Raw genomic sequence first — 17,254 nt, 5'->3', positions numbered from 1 at the left:
TCCGGCAATAAAGTTGCCGGCGGGCAATGTTCTGGAAATCTGCGGGCAAAAAAACAGCGGCAGGATGGCCTTTGATGTCGGTCAGTTAAAAAGTAGTCGGTCCTATACAGAACCTGTGGCGAGGGGATTTATCCCCTCGCCACAAGAGCTGTGTCCGGCATCGGTTCTTTAGTTGACCGGTATCGCCTCCATTCCTCGCCGAGATAACCCTGTATGCCGATCACCAAACCCGCCCCATTGTTTGTTCGATCCACCGTTGTAGTTGTTTTGACGGCACTCGCCAGCGGTTGCTCCAGCACGCCGGCTGCAAAACCAGGCTCGTGTGAAAGCGCGAATTACACCGTTCACGATCCTGCGGAACCGGTCAACCGCGGCATCTTCGCGTTCAACCGAACCGTGGATGACTATGCGCTGGCCCCGGTTGCCCGTGGTTATCGCAAACTGCCGGAGACGTTCCAGGCCGGCGTCCACAACTTCGTGGCGAACTTCGGCGAGCCCAAGGTGTTCATCAACGACCTGCTGCAAGGCAACGCCCAACGCTCGGTCAACACACTGGGCCGTTTCGTCATCAACACCACGGCGGGTATCGTCGGGTTGATCGACGTGTCGGGCAAGCTGGGCATCGAGCGCCACAAGGCCGATTTCGGCCAGACCTTCGGCGTCTGGAACGTCGCGCCCGGGCCGATCGTGGAGCTGCCGTTGCTGGGCAGCGCCAACCTGAGGGACGCCACGGGCGAAGTGCTGAGTTTCGCCGTCGACCCGTTCGGCGACAACAGCAGCACTGTCGAGACCCTGGGCACGATCAACACCGTCGGCGGCGTTGTCGATGGCCGCGCCGAGGCATTGCCTCTGACAGACCAGTTGCAGGCCGAACCGGATTACTACGTGGCACTTCGCGATGCAACGGCGCAGCGGCGTGCCGATTTTGTCGCACAGGGCAAGTTGGGGGCGGTCGTGCAGGATAACCCGCAATGCGAGAATGGAGCTGCCGCTGATGAGTAGCCAGGTGTTGGTGCTGCATCGACGGATGCGCTCGCCCGATGCGGATCTACTGCATTGCCGTGAGGTTGAACTGCAGTTGGCCGAGGATGGCCGCCATGTGCTGCTCAATCGTTACGTCGAGTTGTATCGCCATGAACATGTCAGTTGGTGCGCGATCCAGCAGCATCGGGTGCCGTTGGCGAGGATGGTGCGCTGGATGGTTGATAACGGCGAGCCGGTGGGGGCTTAGTAGCAATTTGCTTCTTAATACAGTGGTATCTCGGGAGCGGATGCCATGAAACATTTCTACATAATTACAGATTAATAATGGTTGTACGACGTCGTATCTAATGTGTTCGACTGTGGCCGTTTCTCACAAAAACAATAAACGGAGATTCCATCCATGACGAGCATTCCTTCCGCTGAAGGCCAGGCTGCGGCGCCCGTGCAGGGCCGTTTCGTACGTCTGCTCAAGCTACTGGGCCCCGGTATCATTGCTGTTCTTTCCTGGCTGGGCGCTGGCGACCTGATCACATCTTCGGTGGCGGGGGCGAACTACGGCTACGCGATGATGTGGGTGCTGGCGGTCTCTCTTCTGCTGCGCTACCTGATCGTCAACATCATCGCGCGCTTCCAGCTCTGCAATAACCAGGGCATGACCATCCTGCAAGGTTATGCCCAGCTCAATCCGCTTTTCGCCTGGTTCCTGCTGGTGTATGCATTGCTCATGGGGCACTTGATGAATGCCTACATGATCAAGGGTGCTGGCGAAGCCTTGGCCATGTTGCTCAAGGTCGACTATCCACTGCTGTGTTCGGTGGCGGTGGTCTTGGCGGTATGGATGCTCGTGGGGCGCAATATCTACTCGATGATCGAAGGCGTGATGAAAGGCTTGCTGGCGATCATGACCCTGGCGTTCCTGGCTCTGGCGGTGATGTCCGGCCCGGATGTCGCCGGCATCGTCAAAGGCACCATCGGCTTCAGCATTCCGCCCGATGAAGGCGTGCACGGTGCGCTGCTGGTGGCTGTCTCGGTGATCGGTGCAGTGGCCGGCTCCATCGCCAACTTCGTCCATCCGTATGTCATGCGCCAGAAGGGCTGGGTAGGGCCTGAACACAAGCGTATCCAGCGTAACGACCTGCTGTTTGCGGTGTTTGTCGGGATCATCATCAACCTGGCGATCTGGATCGTCGGCGCGGAAATCCTGCGACCCAACGGCATCGAGGTCAAAACCCTGGGCGATCTGGGCAAGGCCCTGGAAATGTTCTTCGGCTCGATCGGTTGGTACGTGTTCTTTATCGGTGTGTTCGCCACGCTGTTCGCCAGCATCTCCGGCAAGACCACGGCGTTCCCGATGCTTATCACCGATGCCTTCCAACATGTGCGGCCCGGGCGCCGGGAGCGTTACGGCAAAGAGTTCCACCGTGACCCGATGCACAAATGGTTCATGTTGTTCATTCTCGTGACGCCACTGATCTGGTCGCTCCCCGGCATGCCGGACTTCGTCACGCTGACCATCGGTGTCAACGCGCTGAACATCGTCGGCTTGCCGGTGATTTCCCTGGGCCTGCTGATCATGTCCAACCAGAAATCCCTGCTGGGCAAGGAATACCGCAACAACCTGTTCGAGAACATCGCGCTGATGTTTGCCACCGGCCTGGCGTTGTGGGTTGCATTCCAGTTGGGTGTGGAGCTGTTCACCTGATGGCCAGTCATCTGTAACTTTCGGGGGGACTGCTAGACTTTATCGTCCAGTCCCTTTCGGAGAGCCGGAATGAATAATAAAAACAGGATCTGTCTCTGGTACGACGGCACCGCCCAGGAAGCGGCAGAATTCTACGCAAGAATCTTTCCCGACAGCGCGGTGAACGCCATCCATCATGCTCCGGGCGATTATCCGTCGGGCAAGCAAGGCGATGTGATCACGGTGGAGTTCACGGTGATGGGCATCCCTTGCATCGGCCTCAATGGCGGGCCGGCATTCAAGCACAGCGAGGCTTTTTCATTCCAGATTGCAACCGAGGACCAGGCGGAAACGGACCGCTTGTGGAATGCGATCATCGACAACGGCGGCGAGGCGAGCGTTTGCGGCTGGTGCAAGGACAAGTGGGGGCTGTCGTGGCAGATCAGCCCCCGCGTGCTGCTCGAAGCCGTCGCCAGTGCCGATAAAGCCGCCGCCAAGCGTGCCTTCGAGGCCATGATGACGATGACCAAGATCGACATTGCCGCGATTGAAGCAGCGGTGAAAGGCTAGCCGGCGACCCACCTTAGATCCTTTGTGGGAGCGAGCCTGCTCGCGATGACGACAGCACAGCCAAACATTGATACAGACTGACCCACCGCTATCGCGAGCAGGCTCGCTCCCACATTGATTGCAGGGTGGGCTGAAGACTCGGCCTTACCGCCATTCCCTGTGGGAGCGAGCCTGCTCACGATGACGACAGCACAGCCAAACATTGATACAGACTGACCCACCGCTATCGCGAGCAGGCTCGCTCCCACATTGGTTGCAGGGTGGGCTGAAGACTCGGCCTTACCGCCATTCCCTGTGGGAGCGAGCCTGCTCGCGATGGCGGCGGCACAGCCAACATTGATGCAAGCTGACCTACAGGGTGTTTTCAGGCAACCTGGCAATCACCTTGATCTCGAACTGAAAACCATACAGCCACGTCACGCCCACCGCTGTCAGTGTCGGATGCGGTGCGTTGCCCCAGAACTCGGGCACGACGCTCCAGACCCGCTCGAAGGTCGACTGGGGATCGACCATGAAGACCGTGACGTCGACCACATCGTCAAAGTTGCAATCAGCGGCAGCCAGAATCGCCTTCAGGTTGGTGAACGCTTGCCGGACCTGAGCCTCCAGATCGGGCTCTGGCGAGCCATCTTCGTTGCTGCCGACTTGCCCCGAGACGAACAGAAAGCCATTGGAGCGAATCGCCGGCGAGTAGCGATTGCGCTCATAAAGTGCCTGGCGTCCAGGCGGGAAAACCACATCGCGTTGTTTCATGAATACCTCCATCAAGAGTGGGTTCCAAATGATGGATTCACTCTAGGGGCTTGTATCCACGCGATAAACGAGCAACCTTGGTGATCACTGTTTGTAGAATCCAAACAATCGGATCGACCCTGAGGCAGAAATGGATCGTTTTGATGCGATGCAAGCGTTCGTTCGAGTGGTGGAGGCGGGCAGCTTCACCAAGGCCGCTGACACCCTGCACATGAGCAAGACCACCGTGACCCAACTGGTGCAGCAGCTCGAGGCACGGTTGCGGGTCAAGTTGCTCAACCGCACCACGCGCAAGGTCAACGTCACCGCCGACGGCGCGGTTTATTACGAGCGGGTGATCCGGCTGTTGGCCGACATGGACGATGCCGAGACCAGCCTGTCCGGTGCGCAAGCACTGCCCCGGGGCCGGCTGCGGGTGGATGTGCCGAGCCCGCTGGCCGCTCTGATCCTGATACCGGCCTTGCCGGCGTTCTATGAGCGATACCCGGACATCCAGATCGACATGGGCGTCAGTGATCGTATCGTCGACTTGATCGATGAAAACGTCGATTGCGTGGTACGCGGTGGTGAATTGAGGGATCAGTCGCTGGTCGCCCGACGCGTCGGCGATCTCGCCCTCGGCGTTTTCGCCGCCCCGAGTTACCTGGCACGGTTTGGCCTGCCCGCGCATCCGCGAGAGCTGGAAGATTCGCACCATCGCACTGTTGGTTTCCTGTGGGCACGCACCGGCAAATCCCTGCCCTACGCCATGCGCCGTGACGGTGAGCTGCTTCACGTCAAAGGGCGCTACGCGTTGGCCATCGATGACGGCAACGCCTATCTCGCGGCCGGTTTGGCGGGGCTGGGCGTGCTCTGGCTGCCCGAGTACATGTCCCGGCGTCACCAGGGGCAAGGTGAGTTGGTGCCGCTGTTCGAAGACTGGCAGCTCGAGCCAATGCCGCTTTATCTGGCCTATCCCCCGAACCGCCACGTCAGTGCCAAGCTACGGGTGTTCATCGATTGGGTTGTGGAACTGATGGCGCAGCACGCGCCTATCATTGATCGACATGTATGGTGAAACCCGACTGGCCGGTTTTAGAGGAGACACACCATGGACCGATTCACTGGCGGCTGCCTGTGCGGCAACGTGCGTATCGAGGCCTCGGGGCGGCCGTATCGCGTTGGTCTCTGTCACTGCCTCGACTGTCGCAAGCATCACGGCGCACTCTTCTACGCCGCAGCGGTGTTCCCCCAGGATGCGGTGACGATCGAGGGGGAAACACGGGATTACGCCGGGCGCTGTTTCTGCCCACGCTGTGGCTCGTCGGTGTTCGCCCGTACCGGCGACGAAATTGAAGTGAACCTGGGTACGCTGGATGCCCCCGATCAACTGATGCCCAGCTACGAAAGCTGGACCGTGCGCCGCGAGTCATGGCTGCCGACGTTTCCGTTCAGCCGACACTACGCCCATGATCGCGAGGGCACGGGGCGGTTCGAGGAGTAGGGCGCTCACTCGAAGCCGACTATCGCCTTGATCTCCAGATATTCCTCGAACCCGTGGACCCCATACTCACGACCATTGCCTGAGCGCTTGTAGCCGCCGAAGGGGGCCATCGGGTTCCACGCCGGGTAGTTCAGCAGCACTTGCCCTGCGCGGATACGCGACGCAACGGCACGTGCAAGATCAAGGTCCTGGCCCTGGACATGCGCCCCCAGCCCATAGACGGTGTCGTTGGCGATGGCGACGGCTTCATCCACCGTGTCATAGGGAATGATGCACAGCACCGGGCCGAAGATTTCTTCCTGGGCGATGCGCATGGCGCTGTCGACCTGCGAGAAAACCGTGGGGCGGGTGTAGAAGCCTTGTTCAAAACCCTCCGGGCGTCCTGGGCCACCGCAAACAAGCTTGGCGCCCTCGTTCAAGCCCACTTCGATCATGACCTGCACGCGATTGAACTGGGCTTCGTTGGCGATGGGCCCGAGCACGGTTTCTTCCGATTGCGGATTGCCCACGACGATCGCGTTGGCGGTAGCGGCCGCCAACGCCTCGACTTCCGCCAAGCGGTTCCTGGGCACGATCATTCTGGTTGGCGCGCTGCATGATTGGCCGACGTTGCGAAACGCCGACATCACTCCTGGCGGCACGGCCTTGGCGAAGTTGGCGTCCGGCAACAGCACGTTTGGCGACTTGCCGCCCAACTCTTGCGTCACGCGTTTCACTGTCGGGGCGGCAGCCTGGGCCACCAGCGCTCCAGCGCGGTTCGAGCCGGTGATGGAGATCATGTCGATATCGGGATGCGCCGCCATGGCCGCGCCGACTTCGGCACCGCTGCCGTTCACCAGGTTGAAGACACCCGCCGGAAGGCCAGCGTCATGCACCAGTTGGGCGAAGAGCAAGGCGCTCAGGGGCGACAATTCGCTGGGTTTCAACACCACTGTGCAGCCAGCGGCAATCGCCGGGGCGACTTTGGCGGTGATTTGATACAGCGGCCAGTTCCACGGCGTGATGAGGCCGCAGACGCCAATGGGTTCGCGTTGAATGGCGGTACCATTCTCGACGTTCTGGAAGCGATAGGTGGACAACACGTCACGGGCCACCCGTACGTGTTCAGCCGCCAGCGGCACTTGCATGGCCCGGGCGAAGCTGATGGCCGCGCCCATTTCCAGCGAGAGTGCTTGGGCCAATGCTTCTTTGCGCTCAAGGATCAGTTCATGGATCTTTCCAAGGACCGCCACGCGGGCATCCACCGAAGTTGCCGACCAGCCGGGAAACGCTGCGCGAGCCGCCGCCACGGCCCGCTCAACGTCCTCGCTTGAGCCCTGGGCGACTTCAGTGATGACGGCCTCGGTAGCTGGATTGACCACCGCCAGGGTGGCCGGATGGGCCGGAGGCTGCCAACCGCCATTGATATAAAACTGCCGGGACGTAGGCGGATTGTTCGAGAATTGGGTGGTCATCCAACGGGCTCCCATAGAGCGGTGATAGCGCTGCCGGCAACAGATCGTGATGCCGTTTTTCTTCTCGATAAACTAACAAAGCGGCCCTGATGGGATATGCCGTTCTCAAGCCTGGCAAAGAAGAATCTGCTGTATCTGCCGGGCTAACTTCGCAAAAAACACAGCGGCGTCGGTTCAGGGCCAGAAGTGTCCACGATGGCGTGGGTCAAACGAGCCTGCCGGTGCCGGGAAGGCTCGCCTGAGGCATCACCAGCCCTGTCGGTTCGGTAAACCTGCGGATATCGAAAGGGCTGATCAGGGTGCCGGTACGGCCGGTGCTGATCAGCTCGGCCATGACGTCGCCAACGCCCGGGCCGAGCTGGAAGCCATGCCCGCAGAAACCAAAGGCATAGAACAATCCCTTGATCTTGCCGCTGGGGCCGATGATGGGCAGCGAGTCTGGGGTATAGCTCTCGATGCCGCTCCACACCCGGATGATGTTGAGGTGCTCGGCCCCGGGGAGCAGGCGGCTCATCTGCCGCATCTGATTGAGCAGGCTTTCGGGCTTGAAGTAGGCGCGCCGGTTGAGCATGTCCGGTTTGCAGCGGTTGCCACCGCCGATGATGATGTTGCCCCGGGGTATCTGTCGGAAATAAATCACTTCTTCCTTTATCTTGGTGAACACGCCAATCACCGTCGGCAAGGCATAGGGCACCGGTTCCGTGACCGACATCTGCGGGCCATTGGCTTCCAACGGCACGGCTTCGTCGAATTGTTCTGACAGCTTCGCCCCCCAGGCCCCGGCGGTGATCAGCAGTTGCTCGGCAATGAACAGTCGGCCGTCGGTGGTGGTCACGTGGAATTCGTCATTGACCTTTTGTACCGCGGCGACTTCCGTTCGCTCGCGCACACTTGTCCCGGCCCGTGTCGCTGCGCGGGCAAATGCCGGGGCGGCCAGGCGCGGGTTGGCGTGGCCGTCGTGAGGTGCGTACGAGCCGCCCTTGACGTCCGGGCCGAGGAACGGGAAACGTGCATGCAGGGCCTTGCCGGTGATGATCTGCAAGTCCAGCTCCCGGGCCTCGGGGGCGGCGGCGTAGGCTTCAAGCTCGGCGATTTCGTCCTCGCGATAACAGACGCGCATATGGCCGCTGGGGATGAATTCCAGGTCATCGCCAATCAACTCGGGGAGCCGTTTCCACAAGCCGTACGAGCGATTAGACAGTTCCAGTTGGCCGAGGAATCGTCCTTGGCGCCGCACGTTGCCAAAATTCACGCCGCTGGCGTATTGGCCGATCAGGTCGCGCTCCAGCAACGTCACCGAGCGCCCGCGCTGGCGCAGGAAAAACGCCGAAGCCGACCCCATGATGCCGCCGCCGATAATCAGTACATCGCTTTTTTCCGGTTTCATGATGTGCTCTCACTGCCCGCCAGCGCTTCGATTTCAATCAAGTACCCATGGTGCAAGGCCGGGACGGGCACCACCGCGCGCGCAGGTCGGTGTTCGCCCAGATAACGGGCGTAGATCCGGTCGAAAGCCGGCCAGTGTTCGATGCCGACGACATAGACCGTTACTTTCAGCAGGTCGCTGGGACGACGGCCTGCCACGCGGAGAATCGCCATCAGGTTATCCAGGGTGATGGCGGCTTGTACCTCGAACGGTTGGTCGACACTGTGGCTGCCATCGGCGCGTACCGGCAGTTGTCCGGATACGTACAAAACGCCTTGGTGCGAGACCGCCTGGGTGTAATGTCCGCCCGCAGCGGCCGCCTGGGTGGTCTGGATCAACTCGATTTCACCAGCCATGCAGGCGACTCCAGGTGTGCACCGCACCCGAGGCATCGCAGGCGCTGTATTCAGGGAACTGCGCACCCGTGGCACAGGCGTGATTGGGCAGGATGCGCAGGCGACTGCCAATGGGGAAACGCTCGGTGATAGCGACCTCCCCGGGACTGGAAAGGGTGACGATGCCGTGTTCCTGGTTGGCGCTGGAGAGCAGGGCGCCCTCGATCCAGTCGCCGGCTTCGCTGCACACTTGTCCATAGCCGAAATCCCGTTGCTGGCGCTGTGTACCCCGGTCCCGGCTCATGGCCATCCAGCCGGCATCGGTGATGATCCAGCCTTTGTCCGGCTGATGACCGATGACGGTGGTCAGCACGCTCAGCGCCATTTCATCCGCCCGGCAAACGCCGATGTTGTGCATCACCAGGTCGAAGAACACATAGACGCCAGCGCGCACTTCTGTGACGCCCTCCAGGCTCTGCGCCGAAAGTGCCGTGGGTGTGGAACCGATGCTGACCTGGGGGCAGGCCAGCCCGGCTACGCGGATGCGTTGGGCGGCGCTGACGCAGATGTAGCGCTCTTGTTCGGCCAGGGCTTGTAGCGCTTGTGGCGTGTTGAGTTCGTAGCTGGATCCGGCGTGGGTCATGACGCCGCAAAGCTGCATGCCGCCTTCACGGAGTCGCCGGGCGATGTCGACAAGTGCATCGTCTTCGACGCGCACGCCGGAGCGATGGCCATCGCAATCGATCTCGATCCAGACCTCGAAACGTTCGTCGTGCTGCCTGCCGAAATCGACGATGGCCTGCGTCGCCGCCAGACTGTCGGTCAAGATGCTCAATCGACAGCCCTTGCGCCGGAGTGTCAGGGCCTGGGCCAGTTTGCCGGGTGCCATGGACACGGCATAAAAGATGTCGTGGATGCCTGCGGCGAAGCAATGCTCTGCCTCCTTGAGGGTGGACACGGTGATTGCGCTGGCGCCTGCCTCGATCTGCGCCTGGACCACCGGCAGGCATTTGCTGGTCTTGATGTGCGGGCGCAAACGCACCCCCAGGGCGTCCATGCGGTGTTGCATGCGCTGGATATTGCGCTGCATTCGCGGCACATCAATGAGCGCGACCGGGGTATCGAGGCAAGCGATTGAGGCTGGCATGAACAGGACTCGGTGGTTGGAGACAGGCTCGACTCTACTCAGTCATCGTAAAGTCGTGGTTCAATGTGGCGTCATCAATCATTAAGTTGAACTGAATGATCAGCCTCGAAGACCTGCGTATGGCCGTGACCCTGGCGCGTTCTGAATCCCTGAGCGCCGCCGCCAGGGCGCTCAATGTCTCGCCGCCCGCGCTGTCCATGCGCTTGCGCAAACTGGAGACGCTGCTCGGCCTGACCCTGGCCAATCGCGATGCCCGGCGCCTGAGCCTGACCGCCGATGGTGAGCGCTTTTCCCGGCAGAGTGCGCTGTTGCTGGATCAATTGGAGGCGCTGCCCGAGTCGTTCAAACAGCAGGATGATCGGCTGGTCGGCACCCTCAGGCTGGCGGCGCCGTTTGGGTATGGACGACAACACATCGCGCCACTATTGGCTCGTTTTGCCAGGTTGCATCCGCAGCTGTGCCTGCATCTGGATCTGCGGGAAACGCCCTGGCCCGACCGTCATGACAGCGACGCGGTGATTCACATCGGCACCCTCAGCGACAGCCTCTGGGTTGCCCGGCCTCTTACGCAGAACGATCGGTGGTTATGTGCGAGTCCTGCGTACTTGGAGCAGCACGGCACGCCTTTATCGCCTGAGCAACTCGCCGAACACCGCTGCATTTGCATTCGTGAGAACGATGAAGATGTCACGCTGTGGCACCTGCGCAACGAGCACGGGCGCAAGACCCTGCGGATCAAACCGGCTTTATTGAGCAACGACGGCAGCGTGGCCCGGCGCTGGGCGGAGCAAGGCCTGGGTTTGGTGCTGCGTTCGCAGTGGGACGTCAGTAAAGCCATCGCCGACGGTCGCCTGGTGCGGGTGCTCGCCGATTGGCAATTCGACAGCGCCCCGATCAACCTGCTCGTGCCCTCGCGCAAACTGCGCAGCGCGCGGGTACAGGCGTTGGTGAGCTTTCTTGAGGCTGAGTTGAAAGCCTGAGCAAAAGGTTCCTTACAGATCCACCGCCATCGCGAGCAGGCTCGCTCCCACAGGGGATTTGTGGTGGATACCAGTCTTGCGGACCAACCCAAGACTAATGTGGGAGCGGGCTTGCTCGCGAATGCAGCGGCACATTCAACATCACTGCAAGCTGCCCCACCGCTATCGCGAGCAAGCCCGCTCCCACAGGGGATTTGTGGTGGATACCGGTCTTGCGGACCAAGCCAAGACTAATGTGGGAGCGGGCTTGCTCGCGAATACAGCAGCACATTCAACATCACTGCAAGCTGACCCACCGCTTTCGCGAGCAAGCCCGCTCCCACAGGGGATTTGTGGTGGATACCGGTCTTGCGGACCAAGCCAAGACTAATGTGGGAGCGGGCTTGCTCGCGAATACAGCAGCACATTCAACATCACTGCAAGCTGTCCCACCGCTATCGCGAGCAAGCCCGCTCCCACAATGGATCTGTGGCGAACACCAATCATGCGACTGCCCAAGATCCCCTGTGGGAGCGAGCCTGCTCGCGATGGCGGCAGCCCATTCACCCGGGATGCTGGAGCTGCTGCGCCAAGCGTAGATTCTGCCGCAAACGACCCTTTGCAGACCCGTTTGGCGCACCATAACTGCCCGCAAGACCACGCAAACACGGGCGCAGCGCCCACGCCTGGAGCATCCCGCAAAGTCTGCTGAGCGAGCCCTGCAAAACGGTGGTTTGTACCAAGCGGCCGGTATTTTTAACGATTTATCCACGGTCTCATGGTGTTGTAATGAAAACGTGATGCAGCGTTGCAGCGAAGCTTCACGAACAGCATCAATGTTTGCCTCGGCATGTCTTCAACAACAATCCAGGACCGCACTCATGAGCTTTCTTCGACCCAAGTACATCACCTTCGACTGCTACGGCACGTTGACCAATTTCCAGATGGGCAGCATGACCCGCGAGCTGTTCGCCGACCGTGTCGATGCCGGGCAGATGGACCAGTTCGTCAAGGATTTCTCCGCTTATCGCCTGGACCAGGTGATGGGTGAATGGCGGCCCTATGATGAAATCATCAAGACCTCTCTGATGCGGGTCTGCAAGCGTTGGGGCGTCGAGTATCGTGGCGAAGGCCAGCTCTATTACGACGCCGTTCCAACCTGGGGCCCCCACGCCGATGTACCGGCGGGCCTGTCGAAAATCGCCGACAAGATCCCCCTGGTGATTTTTTCCAACGCGATGGACGAGCAGATCATGTCCAACGTCGACAAGCTCGGCGCGCCTTTCCATAAAGTCTTCACCGCCCAGCAGGCCCAGGTCTACAAGCCGCGCCTGGCCGCCTTTGAATTCATGCTCGATAACCTCGGCTGCGGGCCGGAGGATGTTCTGCATGTGTCGTCGAGCTTCCGCTACGACCTGATGTCGGCCCACGACATGAAGATCAAGCACAAAGCTTTTGTGGCCCGTGGTCACGAACAACCGGCCAATGCCGTGTATGGCTACCACCAGATCCCGGACATCGGCGGGTTGGCCGCGCTGGTCGGGCTCTGAGTCGAGCGCACTCTTCAAGGCGAAAGGGGTTAGACATGGGCAGTGAGTCCTATTGGCTCGACACCGCACCGGCGTTCACCGGTGCCCAGCTCGGCGGATTGCCCGGGCAGGTCGATGTCGCCATCGTCGGTGGCGGCTTCACCGGGTTGGCCGCGGCGCGGGCCCTGGCCTTGAAGGGGGCCAGCGTGGCGGTGCTGGAAGCGGGCAGGGTGATTGGCGAGGCGTCAGGGCGCAACGGCGGGCATTGCAGTACCGGCGTGGCCCAGGATTACGCGGCGCTCACCGCCAGCCTCGGCGCCGACAAGGCACGGGCGTATTACCAGGCCTATGAAAGTGCCGTGCAGAGCGTGGTCTCGCTGGTGGAGCAGGAGGGGATTGCCTGCGACCTCAAGCGTAACGGCAAGCTCAAGCTGGCCGCCAAGCCGATGCACTACGAAGGGTTGGCGCGCACCTGCGAATTGATCCGCAAGGAAGTCGATGCCGAGGTCGAGTTACTGTCGGCCCAGGAGACGCGGGCGGAAGTCAATTCGGCGCAGTTTCACGGTGGCCTGTTACAGCGCAACGGTGTGCAGATGCACGTCGGGCGTTTCGGCATCGGCCTGGCCGAAGCCGCTGCCCGTCACGGTGCGTTGATTTTCCAAGGGGTGGCGGTGCAGGACTGGAAGGCCAGTGCCGGCGGTTATCGAGTCAACACCAGCAAGGGCGCGTTGCAGGCCTCGCAGATCCTGTTGGCGACGGGCGCCTGTCAGCAGGGTGGCCTGGGCTGGTATCGGCGGCGGATCGTACCGGTGGGCAGTTTCGTGGTCGCCACCGAGGTGTTGACCCAGGCGCTGATCGACAGCTTGCTGCCGGCGCGGCGCTCTTATGTCACCAGCCGCATGATCGGTAACTACTTTCGCCTGACCCCGGACAATCGCCTGCTGTTTGGCGGCCGCGCGCGGTTTGCCATGTCCGACAGCGTTTCCGACGCCAAGAGCGGCAAGGTGCTGCAAGCGGCGATGGTGCAGATGTTCCCGCAGTTGGTGAACGCCCGGATCGACTATTGCTGGGGCGGCCTGGTGGACATGACGTCCGATCGCCTGCCCCGGGCCGGCCAGCATGGCGGGGTTTATCACTCCATGGGCTACAGCGGCCATGGTGTGCAGATGTCGGTGCACATGGGGCAGGTCATGGCCGAGGTCATGGCCGGCAAGGTCGAGGCCAACCCTTGGCGTGAGCTTGACTGGCCGGCCATCCCCGGACATTTCGGCAAACCCTGGTTCCTGCCGCTGGTAGGCGCGTATTACCGCTTGCAGGACTACCTGCACTGAGTTGCAGGGTGTTGTTTGGCGTTTCAACACATTGCGTCAATCGTGCGCAATCGAGCCCTATCATTTTCCGAAAGGTAGAACTGACATGAGTGACAATAAAAACGGCATCAAAGACCAGTTGATCACCGGTACAGAAAGTCTGCGTGTTTTCGAAGGGCTCAATCGCGGCATGTCACGTCGGCATGCCTTGCAAATGCTCGGGCTGGCGGGCGTGGCCGCAGCCGGTGCCGGCAGTCTGTTCGGCGCTGCCGGCAAGCTGCTGGCCGATGAACAGGCAAACCCCGGCAAAGGCAAGCCCGGCGGGCGTATCCGCGTGGCGGGTATCTCCAGTTCCACCGCCGATACCCTGGACCCGGCCAAAGGCTCATCGTCCACGGACTACGTGCGCCACTACATGTTCTACAACGGCTTGACGCGTTTCGACAGCCACATGGTGCCGCAACTGGAACTGGCCGAGCGCATCGACACCACCGACGCCACGCTCTGGGTGATTACTCTGCGCAAGGAAGTGACCTTCCACAACGGCAAGGGTCTCACCGCCGCCGACGTGGTGTTTTCCCTGCTGCGCCACAAGGACCCGATCACCGGTTCCAAGGTCTTGCCGCTGGCCGAGCAGTTTGCCGAGGTCAAGGCCAACGGTACCCATGAGGTGCAGATCCGCCTGAGCGGGCCGAATGCCGAGTTGCCTTCGATCCTGGCCATTTCTCATCTGTTGATCGTCCCCGAGGGCACCAGCGACTTCAGCCAGGGCATCGGCACCGGTCCGTTCAAGGTCAAGGAATTCAAGCCCGGGGTACGTTCGATTGGTGCGCGCAATACCAACTACTGGAAGCCTGGACTGCCGTACCTGGACGAGATCGAATTCATCGGTATCGGTGACGAGCCATCGCGGGTCAACGCATTGCTGTCGGGCGATGTGCAGATCATCAACGAGGTCAACCCGCGCTCGACCACGCGCATCAAGGACAGCACTACCCATCGCGTGGTGGATTCGCCATCGGGCAACTACACCGACCTGATCATTCGCCAGGACCAGATGCCCGGCCAGAGCCCGGAGTTCACCGAGGCCATGAAGCTGCTGCTGGACCGCGAACAGGTCAAGTCGGCGATCTTCCGGGGTTTCGCCAGGGTCGGCAACGACCACCCGATCGCCCCCGGTGCACGTTTCTACAATGCCGATCTGCCGCAGCGGACCTACGATCCGGAAAAGGCCCGTTTCCTGTTGAAGAAGGCCGGCATGGAAAGCATCAGCATGCCGGTGATGTGCTCGCCGGCCGCCACCGGCTCGGTCGACGTTGCCGTGTTGCTGCAGCAATCGGCCAAGGAGGCCGGGCTCAAGCTCAACGTCAACCGCCTGCCCAGCGATGGCTACTGGTCCAACCACTGGGCCAAGCACCCGCTGAGCTTCGGCAACATCAACCCGCGGCCCAACGCCGACATGCTGTTCTCGCAGTTCTTCCAATCCACGGCGCCATGGAACGAATCCGGCTGGAAAAACGAACAGTTCGACCAGTTGCTGATACAGGCCCGGGGTGAAACCGACGAGGCCAAGCGCGGCAAGATGTACGCGGACATGCAGACCCTGGTGCATGAGCACAGCGGCATCGGCATCCCGGTGTTCATCAGCAACATCGACGGGGTCGACCAGCGCGTCAAGGGTTATGGCACCAACCCGCTGGGCGGTTTCATGGGCTATATGTTCGCTGAGCAAGTCTGGCTTGACGCGTGATGAGCGCGCTCTTGCGACGTGACATGGCACAAGGGGTAGGGTGATGAATAGCAACACACTGTGGTTGATCGGCCGACGCCTGGGCGCGGCGATCGTGACCCTGTTGATCGTCTCGATGGTGGTGTTCGCCATCACGGCGGTGTTGCCGGGCGACGCGGCGCAACAGTCCCTTGGACAGTTCGCCACGCCTGAGCAAGTGGCGGCCCTGCGGATGAAGATGGGCCTGGACCAACCGGGTGTGTTGCGCTACCTGCACTGGTTGACCAGCCTGCTCAGCGGCGACCTGGGCGTGTCGGTCTCCAATGCCGTCCCGGTCACCGAGCTGATGGCGGGCAGGGTGCCCAGCACGCTGATGCTGGCGGCCGCCACGGCGCTGGTATCGGTGCCGCTGGCCCTGATCCTGGGCATCGGTTCGGCGATGGGGCGAGGTGGACGCATCGACGGCTTCATGAGTTTCTTTACCCTGATGATGGTGGCCGTGCCGGAATTTCTGGTCGCCACCCTGGCAGTGCTGATCTTCGCGGTGAACCTGGGCTGGCTTTCCGCGCTGTCCTATTCCAGTGAGATCACCTCGCCGCTGCAATTCATGCGCACCTATGCCTTGCCGGTCATGACGCTGTGCTGCGTGATCGTCGCGCAAATGGCGCGCATGACCCGGGCGGCAGTGATCGATCAACTGGACAGTCCTTACGTGGAAATGGCCCGTCTCAAAGGCGTGAGTCCGGTACGGGTGGTGCTGCGCCACGCCTTGCCCAACGCCATCGGGCCGATCGCCAACGCCATCGCCTTGAGCCTCTCCTACCTGCTGGGCGGGGTGGTGATCGTCGAGACGATTTTCAACTATCCCGGTATCGCCAGCCTGATGGTCGACGCCGTGACGAACCGCGACATGGCGCTGGTCCAGGCCTGCACCATGCTGTTTTGCACGGCGTACCTGACGTTGGTGCTGATTGCCGATCTGTGCGCGATCCTTTCCAACCCGAGGCTGAGAAACCAATGAACAATCCCATTGTGAAACCCCCGACCGCGGCGGTCGCTCTGGCGTTGGGCAAAGATGCTCACGGCTCGTCCTGGCTTGGACTGGTCGGCGCCGCACTGTGTGCAACCTGGTTGCTAGTGGCGATCTTCGGCCCGTGGCTGGCACCGCACCCGGTGGGCGAAGTGGTCTCCGACACTGTTTTCGGCAGCTTCAGCGCCGCTTACCCGCTGGGCACCGATTACCTGGGCCGCGACATGCTCAGTCGGATTCTGGTCGGCGCGCAGTTCACCGTGGGCCTGGCATTGATAGCCGCAGTGTTGTCCAGTGGACTTGGGACCAGTTGCGCATTGCTGTCGGTGGTTTCACCGAAATGGCTGGACGAGCTGATCAGTCGCCTGATGGACGCCTTCATTTCGATCCCGAGCAAGATGCTGGCGTTGATCATGGTCTCGGCGTTCGGTTCGTCGGTGACGTTGCTGGTGTGTACGGCCGTGCTGAGTTACACGCCGGGCGCGTTCCGGATCGCGCGCAGCATGGCGGTGAACATCGAGGCCCTGGAATACGTGCAAGTGGCCCGCACCCGGGGCGAACGGCGGCTGTACATCGCTTGCGTGGAAATTTTGCCGAACATGCTCAACCCGGTGCTGGCTGACCTGGGCCTGCGTTTTGGCTTCATCGTATTGCTGCTCAGCGGCATGAGCTTCCTCGGCCTCGGTGTGCAACCGCCGGACGCCGACCTGGGTTCGCTGGTGCGGGAAAACATCGGCGGCCTCAACCAGGGCGCGCCGGCCATCGTGATTCCGGCCCTGGCCATCGGCACCCTGACCATCGGCGTCAATCTGTTTATCGACCGCCTGTCTTCACGGCGCAGTCGACGTACGGGAGGCCATTGAG

17 protein-coding genes are annotated in these 17,254 nt (G+C 61.3%); 12 read left to right on the top strand and 5 right to left on the bottom strand.

Annotated features, from left to right (window positions below; translation table 11 throughout):
* The first annotated feature begins 213 nt into the window (after positions 1–213).
* From DTP52_RS23595 to DTP52_RS23580, 4 genes are all read left to right on the top strand, one after another.
* Entirely contained in the window at positions 214–1,002 is a 789-nt protein-coding gene (locus tag DTP52_RS23595) for a VacJ family lipoprotein (protein WP_109755508.1), read from the top strand.
* On the top strand, positions 995–1,231 hold the full coding sequence (locus DTP52_RS23590; RefSeq protein ID WP_109755636.1) for a hypothetical protein: 237 nt from the start codon (positions 995–997) through the stop codon (positions 1,229–1,231). Before DTP52_RS23595 ends, DTP52_RS23590 begins: the two co-directional genes overlap by 8 nt.
* Before the next feature lie 153 nt (positions 1,232–1,384).
* Positions 1,385–2,686, top strand: coding sequence for an Nramp family divalent metal transporter (locus DTP52_RS23585; protein WP_109755507.1), 1,302 nt, complete (start codon positions 1,385–1,387; stop codon positions 2,684–2,686).
* Between the two features lie 69 nt (positions 2,687–2,755).
* A complete protein-coding gene (locus DTP52_RS23580; RefSeq protein WP_109755506.1) occupies positions 2,756–3,235 on the top strand; it encodes a VOC family protein in 480 nt (159 codons plus the stop codon).
* A gap of 351 nt (positions 3,236–3,586) precedes the next feature.
* On the opposite strand, the gene DTP52_RS23575 is transcribed toward DTP52_RS23580, so the two are convergent.
* The gene (locus tag DTP52_RS23575; RefSeq protein ID WP_109755505.1) at positions 3,587–3,988 is read right to left on the bottom strand and encodes a RidA family protein; all 402 of its coding nucleotides are present in this window, start codon (positions 3,986–3,988) and stop codon (positions 3,587–3,589) included.
* A gap of 130 nt (positions 3,989–4,118) precedes the next feature.
* Between DTP52_RS23575 and DTP52_RS23570 the strand changes: the two genes are divergently transcribed.
* Both DTP52_RS23570 and DTP52_RS23565 read left to right on the top strand, forming a co-directional pair.
* Complete coding sequence (locus DTP52_RS23570) at positions 4,119–5,045, top strand: LysR family transcriptional regulator (RefSeq protein WP_109755504.1); 927 nt, start codon at positions 4,119–4,121, stop codon at positions 5,043–5,045.
* 33 nt (positions 5,046–5,078) lie between these two features.
* Positions 5,079–5,471 (top strand): GFA family protein, encoded by a 393-nt coding sequence (locus DTP52_RS23565; protein ID WP_109755503.1) that lies wholly within the window; start codon positions 5,079–5,081, stop codon positions 5,469–5,471.
* Positions 5,472–5,476: 5 nt separating this feature from the next.
* Here DTP52_RS23565 and DTP52_RS23560 read toward each other — a convergent pair whose 3' ends face one another.
* From DTP52_RS23560 to DTP52_RS23545, 4 genes are all read right to left on the bottom strand, one after another.
* On the bottom strand, positions 5,477–6,925 hold the full coding sequence (locus DTP52_RS23560; RefSeq protein ID WP_109755502.1) for an aldehyde dehydrogenase family protein: 1,449 nt from the start codon (positions 6,923–6,925) through the stop codon (positions 5,477–5,479).
* 205 nt (positions 6,926–7,130) lie between these two features.
* The gene (locus tag DTP52_RS23555) at positions 7,131–8,312 is read right to left on the bottom strand and encodes an FAD-binding oxidoreductase (protein WP_109755501.1); all 1,182 of its coding nucleotides are present in this window, start codon (positions 8,310–8,312) and stop codon (positions 7,131–7,133) included.
* Entirely contained in the window at positions 8,309–8,707 is a 399-nt protein-coding gene (locus DTP52_RS23550) for a RidA family protein (protein ID WP_109755500.1), read from the bottom strand. Before DTP52_RS23550 ends, DTP52_RS23555 begins: the two co-directional genes overlap by 4 nt.
* On the bottom strand, positions 8,697–9,833 hold the full coding sequence (locus DTP52_RS23545) for a DSD1 family PLP-dependent enzyme (protein WP_109755499.1): 1,137 nt from the start codon (positions 9,831–9,833) through the stop codon (positions 8,697–8,699). Before DTP52_RS23545 ends, DTP52_RS23550 begins: the two co-directional genes overlap by 11 nt.
* A gap of 95 nt (positions 9,834–9,928) precedes the next feature.
* Between DTP52_RS23545 and DTP52_RS23540 the strand changes: the two genes are divergently transcribed.
* The 6 genes from DTP52_RS23540 to DTP52_RS23505 all read left to right on the top strand — a co-directional run bounded on the left by DTP52_RS23540 (position 9,929) and on the right by DTP52_RS23505 (position 17,253).
* Positions 9,929–10,813 carry a LysR family transcriptional regulator gene (locus tag DTP52_RS23540; protein ID WP_109755498.1) on the top strand — a complete coding sequence of 295 codons (885 nt, stop codon included), beginning with the start codon at positions 9,929–9,931 and terminating at the stop codon, positions 10,811–10,813.
* Between the two features lie 860 nt (positions 10,814–11,673).
* Positions 11,674–12,342: a haloacid dehalogenase type II gene (locus tag DTP52_RS23525; RefSeq protein WP_109755495.1), complete on the top strand. Its 669-nt coding sequence runs from the start codon at positions 11,674–11,676 to the stop codon at positions 12,340–12,342.
* A gap of 35 nt (positions 12,343–12,377) precedes the next feature.
* A complete protein-coding gene (locus DTP52_RS23520; protein ID WP_109755494.1) occupies positions 12,378–13,652 on the top strand; it encodes an FAD-binding oxidoreductase in 1,275 nt (424 codons plus the stop codon).
* Between the two features lie 85 nt (positions 13,653–13,737).
* Entirely contained in the window at positions 13,738–15,381 is a 1,644-nt protein-coding gene (locus DTP52_RS23515; RefSeq protein WP_109755493.1) for an ABC transporter substrate-binding protein, read from the top strand.
* 43 nt (positions 15,382–15,424) lie between these two features.
* Positions 15,425–16,381 (top strand): ABC transporter permease, encoded by a 957-nt coding sequence (locus tag DTP52_RS23510; protein WP_109755492.1) that lies wholly within the window; start codon positions 15,425–15,427, stop codon positions 16,379–16,381.
* Positions 16,378–17,253: an ABC transporter permease gene (locus tag DTP52_RS23505; RefSeq protein ID WP_109755491.1), complete on the top strand. Its 876-nt coding sequence runs from the start codon at positions 16,378–16,380 to the stop codon at positions 17,251–17,253. Before DTP52_RS23510 ends, DTP52_RS23505 begins: the two co-directional genes overlap by 4 nt.
* Position 17,254: the final 1 nt, after the last annotated feature.

The organism is Pseudomonas sp. 43mfcvi1.1, assembly GCF_900115935.1.
GTDB lineage: Bacteria > Pseudomonadota > Gammaproteobacteria > Pseudomonadales > Pseudomonadaceae > Aquipseudomonas > Aquipseudomonas bijieensis.
The sequence above is the reverse complement of the archived record's forward strand: the minus strand, read 5'-3'. Positions and strand labels throughout refer to the sequence as shown.